9 protein-coding genes are annotated in these 11,792 nt (G+C 67.0%); 4 read left to right on the forward strand and 5 right to left on the reverse strand.

Annotated features, from left to right (window positions below; genetic code table 11):
* Window positions 1–4: 4 nt before the first annotated feature.
* Window positions 5–817, reverse strand: coding sequence for an efflux RND transporter periplasmic adaptor subunit (locus RX333_RS10980; protein ID WP_316014984.1), 813 nt, complete (start codon window positions 815–817; stop codon window positions 5–7).
* On the reverse strand, window positions 814–2,283 hold the full coding sequence (locus RX333_RS10985) for a TolC family protein (protein WP_316014985.1): 1,470 nt from the start codon (window positions 2,281–2,283) through the stop codon (window positions 814–816). The genes RX333_RS10980 and RX333_RS10985 overlap by 4 nt, the downstream gene beginning before the upstream one ends.
* 315 nt (window positions 2,284–2,598) lie before the next feature.
* On the opposite strand from RX333_RS10985, the gene RX333_RS10990 reads away from it, so the two are divergent.
* Window positions 2,599–4,053, forward strand: a complete 1,455-nt coding sequence (locus RX333_RS10990; RefSeq protein ID WP_316014986.1) for a dihydrolipoyl dehydrogenase — start codon at window positions 2,599–2,601, stop codon at window positions 4,051–4,053.
* 21 nt (window positions 4,054–4,074) lie between these two features.
* Here RX333_RS10990 and RX333_RS10995 read toward each other — a convergent pair whose 3' ends face one another.
* Window positions 4,075–5,301: a ParB/RepB/Spo0J family partition protein gene (locus RX333_RS10995; protein WP_316014987.1), complete on the reverse strand. Its 1,227-nt coding sequence runs from the start codon at window positions 5,299–5,301 to the stop codon at window positions 4,075–4,077.
* Entirely contained in the window at window positions 5,267–6,550 is a 1,284-nt protein-coding gene (locus tag RX333_RS11000) for an AAA family ATPase (protein ID WP_316014988.1), read from the reverse strand. Before RX333_RS11000 ends, RX333_RS10995 begins: the two co-directional genes overlap by 35 nt.
* Window positions 6,551–6,962: 412 nt before the next feature.
* Here RX333_RS11000 and RX333_RS11005 point away from each other — a divergent pair, with 412 nt between their 5' ends.
* Window positions 6,963–7,634, forward strand: coding sequence for a DnaA N-terminal domain-containing protein (locus RX333_RS11005; protein ID WP_316014989.1), 672 nt, complete (start codon window positions 6,963–6,965; stop codon window positions 7,632–7,634).
* Window positions 7,635–7,760: 126 nt separating this feature from the next.
* Here RX333_RS11005 and RX333_RS11010 read toward each other — a convergent pair whose 3' ends face one another.
* The gene (locus RX333_RS11010) at window positions 7,761–9,977 is read right to left on the reverse strand and encodes an NADP-dependent isocitrate dehydrogenase (RefSeq protein ID WP_316014990.1); all 2,217 of its coding nucleotides are present in this window, start codon (window positions 9,975–9,977) and stop codon (window positions 7,761–7,763) included.
* A gap of 156 nt (window positions 9,978–10,133) precedes the next feature.
* Here RX333_RS11010 and RX333_RS11015 point away from each other — a divergent pair, with 156 nt between their 5' ends.
* Window positions 10,134–11,099: a methyltransferase gene (locus tag RX333_RS11015; protein ID WP_316014991.1), complete on the forward strand. Its 966-nt coding sequence runs from the start codon at window positions 10,134–10,136 to the stop codon at window positions 11,097–11,099.
* Complete coding sequence (locus RX333_RS11020; protein ID WP_316014992.1) at window positions 11,096–11,593, forward strand: hypothetical protein; 498 nt, start codon at window positions 11,096–11,098, stop codon at window positions 11,591–11,593. The genes RX333_RS11015 and RX333_RS11020 overlap by 4 nt, the downstream gene beginning before the upstream one ends.
* Window positions 11,594–11,792: the final 199 nt, after the last annotated feature.

The raw sequence follows: 11,792 nt of genomic DNA on the forward strand, positions 1-11,792 counted from the left end.
TGTGTCAGGGCACCAGCATGCAGCGGTAACCCGGCACGATGTTCTCGTCTTCGGTCGTGTAGTAGGCCCGCACCGTGCGCGAACCTTGATCGGCAATGGGCGAGATGTATTCCAGTGTGACCCGTGCGCTCAGATCACCATCGTCGCCTGCCCTGATTACCTGATCCGGAGCTTCGCGTAAGCTCTGTAGTTGCGTGACGGGCACGAAAACCTCGATCCGAACGGGAGCAACCTGGATCAGCGTGGCGACCGGCTGGCCCGCCGCGGTCTCTCCCGGCGCCAGCAAGCCCTCGCCGATCACGCCGCTGGCCGGCGCCCTGATCGCGGCTTTCGCGATCTGGATGCGCAGCGCCTGGGCCTGCGCCTCGGCCAGCCCCGCCGCTTCCCGCTCTCGCTCGAGATCGAACCGCGCGGTCAGGCGGTCGCGAAGCGCCTCCTCATGCGCCGCGGCGCTGATCACCCCGCCCTCGAAGGCGCGACGCGCCGAGTCGTAGAGCCGTTCAGCCACCTCGGAGCGGGCGCGCGCCGCCTCCAGCGTCGCGGTCGCCGCGGCCCGCAGCTCGGCCTGCGCCAGCTCCGCACGCAGGATGTCGGTATCGACGCGGGCGATCACGTCCCCTTCGGCTACCCGCTCGCCGGGACGGACATTCACTTCCGACAGGATGCCGGCGATCGGCTGCGCGATCTCGATGACCCGTGCAGGCAGGATCGCGCAGTCGAGCGCGCCTTCCGGTCGCGGCGGGGCCGCTTGCGGGAACTGTATCCCCTGCCCCAGAACGGGTGTGGCCAACAGGGCCATGAATACGAGCAATCTCACAGCAACGCCTCCACCGGGTCGGAGCCTGTCAGGAAGGCGAGGCGCGCGCGGGCGCGCAGGACCTCGTAGCGGCGCAGGAGCAGGCTTTCCTCCACGCGCAGCAGCTGGATCTCGCGCGCCAGCACCGCGACGGGCGCGGCCTGACCGACCGCCACCGCCGCCCGCTCCGCCTGCACCAGTTCGCGCGCCGCACGCAGCGAGCGTTCGGCGCCGACCACCGCGCTGCGTCCGTCCTCGATCCGCCGGACCAGCGTTCGGATCTCCGCCTCCAGCTCCCGCTGGAGCGAGACCTCGGCGAGCGCGGCGTCGCGGTAGTCGCTTTCGGCCACGCGGTGGGCATATCCGGTCCCCGCGCGGTTGAAGATCGGCACGCTCAAGCGCAGGCCGACCGAATAGTCGTCGGTGTCGTTGCCGATCCGACCGGGTGCGCCGTCTTCCTGTTCCAGCTCTCCACGGGCGAACCCTTCGAGCCGCGGGGCGAAGTCGCGGGCCACGGCTTCGCGGTAGAGATCGCGCTGGCGCAGCGTTTCGAGCCGTCGCTGCTGCATCAGCGGATTGGCCTCCATCGCGCGCGCCAGGTAGGTTTCGATCGGCTCTGCCGCCGCGAAGGCCCCCGCTCCGTAGTCAAGCGGCTCCAGCGCATCGACCGCCTGCCCCGACAGCCGCGCGATCTGCGACAGGACGGCTCCGAGGTCCTGCGCCAGCAGCGCGATATCCGCCTCCGCCGACCCCCTCTCGACATCCAGCACCGAGCGGGCCGCCCCGACCGAGCGGCCGGCATCGAGCAGGCGGGCCTCCGCCGCGATCTGCGCGCGCACCCGCTCCAGCCGCCTGGTAGTGAATTCGGTCCGCTGCTGCGCCTCCAGCCCCCGCAAATAGGCCGCGGTCAGATCGAAGATCGCGGCCTGCGTCTGTGCCGCGTAGGACGCACGGGCCACCCCCTGCTCCGCCTCCGCTGCATCTCGCGCGGCCAGCGCTCCGAGATCCAGGATCGGCTGGGTCGCCTCGACCCGGACCGAGGCGCGGTCGAATGTGCCGTCGGATCCCGCGGCGCCAGCGGTCCGATCGATATCCTCGTTAACCCGCGCATATTCCAGATCGCCGCCGACGCGGGGCGCCAGCGCCAGGCCCGCATTGTCTCGCACGATGTCCGCGCGCACCACCGCCTCCGCCGCGCGGGCGACATCAGAATTTGACCGCCGCACGATCGCGGCCAGCGTGGCGAGATCGGTGCGCGTCGCGACCGGCACCGCCTCCGCCGTGCCGAGCTCCCGCCCGAAATCGCGCATCTCTCCCAGCCGACGGGCGGATGCCGCGACCGGCGGGCCGAGGCCGAACCGGCCCACCTGCGCGCGGTAGATGGGCGAGCCTTCGCGCAGATCCTCCGCGCGCCCCTGCACCGCAGCGACCTCGGCACCCTCGCCCTCCGCGGCGAAGACAGGCTGGTCGATCGTGTCGATCGCCACCCCATCGCGCGGCGTGCACGCAATGGTCGCGAGGAGACTGAGAAAGAGAGCCCGGCGGAGTGCGCCGCGTATGGATGTCATCGAACCGTCCCGGTCTGGTCGCGCGTCTTTTATTCGACGCATTGGCCCGACCCTAACCGGGCTTCGACCGTATCTCTAGTATTTCGCGACACAGTTCAGACCCGTTTACAGCACCCATTTCACTTTGAGCGACCAAAGGTACGACCTGCGCGACAGTGTCTCACAGCGCAGTTTGATCTTGGAACCGGGGCGACTGGCCTATGTTGCCCTTTGGTCTGACAAGGGAGCAACGGAATGGCTGAGGAACGGCAAGTCGATGTCGCGATTATCGGAGGCGGAACCGCGGGCATGGCGGCCTATCGCAAGGCGGCGGCGCAGACCGACAGCGTCCTGCTGATCGAGGGCGATGCCTTCGGGACCACTTGCGCGCGCGTCGGCTGCATGCCGTCCAAGCTGCTCATTGCTGCCGCCAATGCCGCGGAGGCCGGTCGCAGCGCCTCGACCTTCGGCATCTCGTTCTCGGAGCCGAGGATCGACGGCGCCGCGGTGATGGGCCGCCTGCACCACTGGCGCGACCATTACGTCTCGGAGGTCCGCAAGAGCGTGCAGGAGTGGCCGGAGCAACACAGAATCATGGCCACCGCGCGGTTCACCGGCCCCGACACGCTCGCTCTAGAGCCGAACGACGGCGGCGCCACCCAGACCGTGCGCGCCGCACAGATCATCATCGCGACCGGAGCCTCCCCCCGGATGTCCGACACCTTCGCCGCCCTGGGTGCGGCGGCCGTCACGTCGGACGACGTGTTTCACTGGACGGACCTGCCCTCCTCCGTCCTCGTGTTCGGCGCGGGCGTCATCGGGCTGGAGATCGGCCAGGCCCTTCACCGGCTGGGCGTCCGGACGCAGCTTCTGGGCAAGAACGGCTCGATAGCGCAGCTCTCCGATCCGGATGTGGTCGATTGCGCGCATGAGACCCTGCGCGATGCCCTGCCCTATCATACCGATCACGAAATCGAGGTGTTGGAGCGGCGCGACACCGGCGTGTTCGCGCGTTGGTCCTCACCGGAAGGCGGGGGCGAAGGCACGTTCGAGCGGGTCCTCGTCGCCGTCGGCCGCACGCCGAATGTCGAGGATCTGGGCCTCGGGCAGACCGGGTTAGAGCTCGACGATCACGGGGTGCCGCTGTCCGATCCGCAGACGGGACGCTGCGGTGAGTCGAATATCTGGATCGCGGGCGATGCGGCCGACGATCTGCCGCTGCTGCACGTCGCAGCCGATCGCGGAAAGACCGCGGGGCACAACGCCGCAGCCACGGACATTCGCCGGTCCACGCCATCCGAGCCTCTCTCCATTACCTTCTGCGAGCCGCAGATCGCGGTCGTGGGGCGCAGCCACGCCGACCTGGTGGAGCAAGGCGTGTCATTCGAAACCGGCACCGTCGACTGGTCGGAGCAAGGCCGCGCGACCGTGATGAATATGGCGAGCGGCCTGACTCATATCTACGGAGAGCATGAAACCGGGCGCCTGCTGGGGGCCGAGATGTTCGGCCCCGCTGCGGAACATCTCGCCCACCTGATTGCCTGGCAGATCGAAGCTGGCGCCTGCGTCAATGATCCATTGGCACTGCCTTTCTACCACCCGTGCTACGAGGAGGGGCTGCGAACGGCCCTCCGCAAACTTGCGGATGCCCTCGGCATGGCGAAGGAGGAGCCGGTGCCCGGCTGCCTCGACTGCGGCCCAGGCTGCTGAATCACGAGTATAATCAACACCTTAAGATCCATCTAGCGTGCGGAAGAAGGCGGTCATCGCGTCTTCGAGACGCTTGGCCTCGTAGGCTGTAAAATCCTTGTCGAGTGCCATCTCGATCCGGCCCTGACTTGCCGTCAGACGCGCGGTTCCTTCGGGACGCTCTACCCGAAGGGTCGTCTTGTTACGCGGCGCCTTGCCTTGCTTGGCCGGAAGGTTCCCCGCGGGGAACCGCTGCTGCGCAGCCGATCCTGCATACCGGTCCAGCACCGCGAGTTCGGCATCGACGCCCTGCCCCTTCACCTTCTCCAACTCCTTCCGCAGCGCGATGGCGACGTCCGGCATCTCGGTCATACGCACCTTCAATCGCAGCCCGAGCGCGCGTGGTATGGCATGTGCATGGGAAAGGTGATCCCCGATCTCATCGAGCAGCGCGACGAAGGCACGGATGTAGCTTCGCTTCTGCTTCGCGACCGATGCGAACAGCGTCCTGATCGCCGCTTCGGTCCCCGGTGCACCGACCTGAGGATCCGCGCCGTAGTCCCGTGCCAATGACGCCATCTCGGCGAAGGAGATGTCCTTGCGAACCAGATTCTCGTCCACCATCCGGCGATACAGGACCTGCGCCCCCTCGCCGGAGGCCATGATCCCCGCGGGGATCGTATCGAACCGGGCATCCTCCTTCGCCAGCTGGCGGAACGCCGAAAGGCGTCGGAAGCCCTGAATCAGCTCGTAACGCCCGTCCGGGGCCTGCTCGACCTGGATCGGATTCGACAGTCCGATCTCGCGGATCGACGCGATCAATTCGTCGAGTTCCGCATCGGGACCATCATGTCGGTCCCGCGTCAGCTTGCGGGTGTCGACAGTGTCGAGCGGTATGCGCCCGACGATCAGGCCTTGCCGCCTCAGGGCGACGTATTCATGCGCAAGCCTGTCGTTCTCCTCGCGGATCTGCTGCTCCGCGCTGCGGCGCTGCGCGAGGCTCTGCCCGGTTTCGCGAACTGCGGTGGCCATCGGCCCCCGTCGTGCTGGTGCCTCCGGCTCTGGTGCGGGTTCGGGTTTGGCCATCGGCTCCGACTCGGGAACTACGATATCGAATGTGCGGCGCTTGCGGCTCATGCTTCGCTCTCCTCTTGGTTCCCCGCGGGGAACCGCCTGCCAGACTGGGTCAATTCTCCTGACCATTTCCCCACGGGGAATGGATACCGAAACATGTTCACTCCAGATCCTCCCAGACGGCGAGGAGGCCATCGCGGAACTCGCCATAGGCCCGGTCGAAGCTATCGCGGGCCCGGCGCCAGGTCGCGCGGGTCATGTCGCGGTAGTCGATCTCGTAGATCGAGGACAGGAAACGGCCCGACTGCTCGACCGCGCGCGTCAGCTCGACGGGGTGCTCTGCCACCCGCTCTCCCCAAACCTGGCGGAAGGCGTCGAACATGGCGCGGTGCAGCTCGTTGCCCGGCTCGTAACGCGTCAGCAGGAAGCGGATGTCGGCGAAGGCCTTGGGCAGCTTGGGGTTCCCCGCGGGGAACCCTTCGGCGAGGTCCTCCAGTGCCTCGGCGAGCTGGCCGATGAAGGAGGTGGTCGAGTCGTACTCCCAGTATCCGGGGCCCGACGGGATCCACAGGACGTCCGCCGCGAAGACGGCGTTCATGGATTGGTAACCAATCGCGGGCGGGCAGTCGAAGAGGATAATATCGTAGGCGTCGTCGGGCAGGGCGTCGAGCCAACGGTCGAGGGCGGCGAAAAAGCTCCATTCGGGATTCAGTTGGCGGTACTGGGCGGAGGCGAACTCGACGAAGGCGGAGTTGGCGCAGGAGGGCACGATATCGATGGTCGGCCAAGCGGTCGGCTTGATGAAGTCGCCCGCGCGCAGACCCCCGAGACCCATCTCGGTGATCGAGGCGGGCAGTTCCCTGCGGGGAACCGAGCGCCCGCTTTCGGCAGCGACAGGGGCGTCGTTCTGGGCGGCGGTCTGCCGTTCCAGGTCGCGGACCATGATGCCCCAGACCGTGTGGTCCTCGCTGACATCGGTCAGGCCCATCGAATGGCTGAGCGTCGCCTGCGGATCGAAGTCGATGGCCAGCACGCGGTAGCCGTCGAGGGCCGCGGCATGGGCGAAGTGCAGTGCAACCGTACTCTTTCCGGCGCCCCCCTTGAAGTTGGCGACGGCGGCGCGGATGGCGCGACCTTCGGGACGCTTCGGCATCAGCGATTTGCGGCCGACTTTCATGCGGCGGCGCATCTCGTTGACCTCCTCCAACGTGAACCAGCGCTGGCGGCCGTCCTCCTCGACGTTCCCCGCGGGGAACGTGGGGTCGGCGGCGAGCTTGCCGCGGAAGGTGTTCTGGTTCACGCCGAGGATCAACTCGGCTACCTCCCAGGAGGAAAAGCGGCGCAGGATCTTCTCGCTCTCGGGACTGAAGGTCTGGCGCCGGATATGGCCTTGCATCTTCAGCGATCGCGACTGAAGGGCGGAGAGGTCGGAATGATCGAACATCGGACTTTCCCGGAACGTAGATTTTGCCTGTTTCCGGAAATACGCCGGATTTGCGTTTTCCGCAATTCCTATTCAGTGTGGTCCAAGCCTGAAGTCGCGCGAAGCCACAGACCTGTGAGCCAAGGATGAATCTACGCCGAGTCGATTCGGGCAGTCGGTAGGGCCACCCTCAAGAAATGGGGGACAAAGCGGGCTCATCCACATCCGATTGGGGGACAGGGCAGGGGCAATAGGGTGACAGAGTTGGTGTCCCCCTATACCAATGAACCTGATCTTTCGATCTCTGACGGTCGGCTTGTCACGCACTCGCTTGACAGAATCGCAGTTTCCAACGCTAATCCGGTCATGGCAGTGAAAAGCGTTTGGTGATGTGGGGCGTGAAGATCCCTCGGACCGATGCGAGAGGCGAGCGATGCGGGCATATCGGGGGGCGCGCGGCTATACGGGGCCGCAAGCGCCCGAGCGCAAATACGATCTTATCACGGCTCTCGGGGCGTGGGGCATGGCGCGCGGCGGACGTGATGCGACACTGGCGTTGCGACTGATTACGCTGGTCACCGCACGGTACAACTGGAAGCGCGACGAATTGAGCTGCGGGCAGGCGGAGATCGCGTCGCTGTGGTCGGTCGATCCCCGGACGGTAAAACGGGAGATCGCCCGGCTGAGAGACCTGGGGTTCCTCAGCCTGATCCGGCAAGGCGCACGGGGTCGGGTGGCCCAGCACCGGCTGGAGACGTCGGCAATCCTCGCAGCGGCGCAGGGCGACTGGCTGCGCGTCGGTCCGGATTTCGCGGAGCGGATGGGGCAGGGGGCCTCGGTGCCGATGGCGGAAGATCAGGGGAACGTGGTCAGCTTTCCAGGCCTGCCGGTCGAGGCGGGGGACGACGCATGGGGGCGTATCTCGGCACGGCTGGCGCAGGAGAACCCGCATGTCCATGCCTCGTGGATCGCGCCGCTCAAGGCGCGGGAGGTGGACGGCATACTCGTCCTGCGCGCGCCGACACGGTATCACACGCGGCATGTCGAGACGCATCTGCTGACGCGGATCAAGGCGCTAAGTGCGCTGCCTGTGCGGGTGGAGTAAGGGATTGGACCTGCGCGGTGGGCAGCCGAACGCATCGCCCGCCTGTCTTGCGGACCTAAGCTGCGCCCCGTTTACGCTTGAGAGAATGATGGCCGGCCCGATATGCGGGCCAGCCATCACTTTCGTTTACCCGTCGATCAGCGCGTTGAAGGTCGACGAGGGCCGCATGACCTTTGCCACCTTGTCGGCGTCGGTGCGGTAGTAGCCGCCCAGGTCCACGGCTTCCCCGCGCCCTTCCTTCAACTCGGCGCGGATCGTGTCGGCCTGTTCGGACAGGGACTGGGCGAGCGGGGCGAATTTCTGCGCCAGCTCGGGGGAAGTGTCCTGCGCGGCCAGTGCCTCGGCCCAGTAGAGCGCGAAGTGGAAGTGGCTGTCGCGGTTGTCGTCCTGCCCGACCTTGCGGCCCGGCGACTTGCCCTCGCCCAGCAGACGGGTGATCGCGGCATCCGCCGTGTCGCCCATGACGCGCAAGGCGGTGTCGTCCGCCGCTTCGCCTGCGAAGCGCAGGGACTCGGCCAAAGCGCAGAACTCGCCAAGGCTATCCCAGCGCAGGTGGTTCTGCTCGACGAGCTGTTGCACATGCTTGGGCGCGGAGCCGCCCGCGCCGGTTTCGAACAGGCCGCCGCCCTGCATCAGTTTGACCACGGACAGCATCTTGGCCGAGGTGCCGACCTCCAAGATCGGGTAGAGATCGGTGAGGTAGTCGCGCAGCACGTTGCCGGTGACGGCGATGGTGTTCTTGCCCGCGAAAATGGTCTCGAATGCGTCGCGGGTCGCCTCGCGCGGGGCCATGATCGCGATATCGTCGGCGCCGTCGAGCATGGGGGTGATCATCTTGAGAAGCTCCGCGTCGTGCGCGCGGGTCTCGTCCAGCCAGAACACGGTGCGGTAGCCGGTGAGGCGCTTGCGTTCCAGCGCCAGCTCCACCCAGTTGACAACCGCCTCGCGGCGGGTGGTGGCCATGCGCCAGATGTCGCCGGCTTCGGCATCGTGGGACAGGAGGACTTTGTCGCCGGAGCGAACCTCGACCGTGCCGCCCTCGGCGATCTCGAAGGTGGTGGGGTGTGAGCCGTATTCCTCGGCCTTCTTGGCCATCAGGCCGATATTCTGTACTGTGCCCGCGGTGGCGGGGTCGAGCGCACCGTTCTCCTTGAAGAACTTGACGCTCTCGTCATAGACGGGCGCGTAGGAGCTGTCGGGGATCACGCAGTTGGTGTCGGCTTCGTTGCCGTCGGGGCCCCAGCCCTTGCCGCCTGCGCGCAGGACGGCGGGCATGGAGGCATCGATGATCACGTCCGAGGGGACGTGCAGGTTGGTGATGCCCTTGTCGGAGTTGACCATGTAGAGGGGCGGACGCTCGGCCAGCACTTCGTCGATCTCGGCGCGGATCTGGGCGCCGTTCTCCATCCCGTCGATGGTGGCGAGCATCGAGCCCAGGCCTCCGTTCGGGTTGGCCCCGGCGGCGCGCAGGTCGTCGCCGTATTTCTCGAAGACCGGCTCGAGGTAGGCGCGCACGGCGTGGCCGAAGATGATGGGGTCCGAGACCTTCATCATCGTTGCCTTCATATGCAGGGAGAAGAGAGTGCCGTCCTCTTTCGTGGTCTCGATGGCGTCGGCGAGGAAGTCCATCAGCGCGGCGCGGCTCATATAGGTGGCGTCGACGATGGTGCCCGCGGGCAGGGCGATGCCGTCCTTGAGGACCGTCTCGCCCGATGCGCCTTTCAGCACGATAGACAGCGTCGCGTCGGCGTCGAGCGTGGTGGAGCGCTCGTTGGAGCGGAAATCGCCACCCGACATGGTGGAGACGCGGGTCTTGGAGTCGGCCGACCACTTGCCCATCGAGTGCGGGTTGTTGCGGGCGTAGTCCTTGACCGCGGCGGGGGCGCGGCGGTCGGAATTGCCTTCGCGCAGAACGGGGTTGACGGCGGAGCCCTTCACCGCGTCGAAGCGGGCGCGGATCTCCCGTTCCTCGTCCGTCTGCGGATCGTGGGGATAGTCGGGGACAGGGTAGCCCTGTGCCTGCAACTCGGCCACGGCAGCCTCCAGCTGCGGCACCGAGGCGGAAATGTTGGGCAGCTTGATGACGTTTGCGGCTGGCGTCTTGACCAGCTCGCCCAGCCAGGCGAGGTCGTCGGACTGGTGCTGCGTATCGCCGAGGCGATCGGGGAACACGGCGAGGATGCGGCCCGCGAGCGAGATGTCCCGCTCGGCCACGTCGAGGCCCGCGACGCTGGCGAAGCGGCGCACGATCGGTAACAGGGACGCGGCGGCGAGCTGCGGTGCCTCGTCGGTCACGGTGTAGATGATTTCGGAGGCGGGGGTCTGGTTGGCGTCGCCGGGCATGTGCGGTCCTTTCTGGTCGGTTCGTCTGGTGTCTTAGTGCGATCCAGTGCGGAATCGTGGTGTATATCGTCGTATACAATCCAAAGGTAAAGCCGGACGACCCTTTCGCGCGGGCCGCCCCCATGTCTTTATGACGCCGTCCGAGGGAGAACGCGCATGGCCGAGACACGATTTCTGGAAACCCTGCCGGGCTCGCTGGCGCTCGACCACGCGATGCGGTCGGGATTGATCGACCGGCTGCATCTGGACGGCGAAATTGCGGTGCCGGACGAGCCGGTGCTGGTGCGTCTGCTGTTGCGCGCGGGGGTGCTTGCGCAGGTCGGCGGCAAGCTGCGGCTGTCGGAGGCGTTCGCCCCAATCTGGCCCGCGCGGCGCGAGGCGCTGACCCACCGTCTGCGATTCCTGAAGGCGGCGGCGGTAGATCTGACGATGGGACTGCCCGCGTTGCTCGACGATCGCGACGATTTCATGGCCCGCTCCCACACGTTCGGGCTGTTCGATTATTCCCAGGCGGAAGGGACCGAGCCCGAGAACCTTCGCGCGACCCGGTTCTGGTGCGACTATGTCGCGACGCTGACCGAGGAGGAAGCTCCGGCCATCGTGCCGCGGCTCGACCTCGACCCCGGTGCGCGGGTGCTGGAGATCGGCGGCAATGTCGGCGTGATGGCGGCGGAAGTGATGCAGGGCACGGGGGCGTCGGTGCACGTGCTCGACCTGCCGGCGGTCTGTGCGCTGGGGGAGGAGCGAAACGCGGCGCGGCCATCTGGCGCGCGACCGGAATTCATCGCGGGCGATGCGCGGGCAGGGGGCTGGGACGAACTGCCCGGCGCGCCCTTCGATGCGGTGCTGTTCAAGAGCGTGCTGCACGACTGGCCCGAGGCGGCGGCGCTGGAACTGCTCGATCACGCGACGGTCGCGCCGATGGTGGTGATCGCGGAGCGGGCGCCGCTGCCCGCCCAGGGCGACCTGCCGTTCTGGATGAGCGCGGATCTTGTCTTCGCCCCATTCTACCGGGCTGCGGACTTCTACGCGACGGAACTGATGAGCCGCGGCTACGAGGTTGAGGCGACGGCGCTGGCGCTCGACTGGCCGTTCAACCTGATCGTCGGACGGCGGGCGTGATCCTCGCCATCTGCGGCGTGCCGGGCGCGGGGAAGTCCACCGTTGCGCAGGAACTGTCGCGGATCACCGGGCGGCCCGTCGTTGCATGGGACGATTACGAGACGGCGACGGAACAACCTCCGGAGGTCACGAGCGACTGGCTGGCGCGGGGTGCGGACTGGGCCGAACTGGAGGCGCCCGGGCTGGTTGAGGCGCTGCCGAAAGACGCGATCCTCGACGGTCCGTTGGGGCGGTGCTGGCCGCCTCTCGCGGGGCGGATCGACAGGGCGGTCTGGCTAGACTGTCCGCTCGACCTAGCGCTGGCGCGCAAGGCGGCGCAGCATCTGCCCCAGCGCGGCGGTTTGTGGCTGCGCGATTGGCTCGAATCATATCCTGGAACCGTCCGTCCGGCATTGGAGCGGTTGTGCGCCAGTGTCCCGCGATCATGCGATTGCGTTTTCGATGCCACTCAGGACCCGGTCAAGACCGCCCGCTTAATCGCGGGACAAGAGTGAAAAGGATCACGATTTCGCCTCAAAGGATCGCTACAGTCTTCAAGAATTAAGTGGATCGTGACTGTCTTTCCGGCGTATCCAGAAAGGCACACCACCAACCGTCTGCGCGGAGACGTCCGCGTGACCGGCACATAATGCGCCAGACGTTGCAGGAGACTTGCCCGTGTCCATGCCCTTCGGTCGCCGCGATAGCGGCAGC

This window comes from Roseobacter sp. HKCCA0434 (assembly GCF_032464675.1).
Classification (GTDB): Bacteria; Pseudomonadota; Alphaproteobacteria; order Rhodobacterales; family Rhodobacteraceae; genus Pontivivens.

What these genes read in the sequence shown, in the direction of transcription:
- RX333_RS10990 (WP_316014986.1), top strand. Translation starts at nt 2,599, where the DNA reads ATGGCTGAGGAACGGCAAGTCGATGTCGCGATTATCGGAGGCGGAACC.
- RX333_RS10995 (WP_316014987.1), bottom strand. Translation starts at nt 5,301, where the DNA reads ATGGCCTCCTCGCCGTCTGGGAGGATCTGGAGTGAACATGTTTCGGTA.
- RX333_RS11000 (WP_316014988.1), bottom strand. Translation starts at nt 6,550, where the DNA reads ATGTTCGATCATTCCGACCTCTCCGCCCTTCAGTCGCGATCGCTGAAG.
- RX333_RS11005 (WP_316014989.1), top strand. Translation starts at nt 6,963, where the DNA reads ATGCGGGCATATCGGGGGGCGCGCGGCTATACGGGGCCGCAAGCGCCC.
- RX333_RS11010 (WP_316014990.1), bottom strand. Translation starts at nt 9,977, where the DNA reads ATGCCCGGCGACGCCAACCAGACCCCCGCCTCCGAAATCATCTACACC.
- RX333_RS11015 (WP_316014991.1), top strand. Translation starts at nt 10,134, where the DNA reads ATGGCCGAGACACGATTTCTGGAAACCCTGCCGGGCTCGCTGGCGCTC.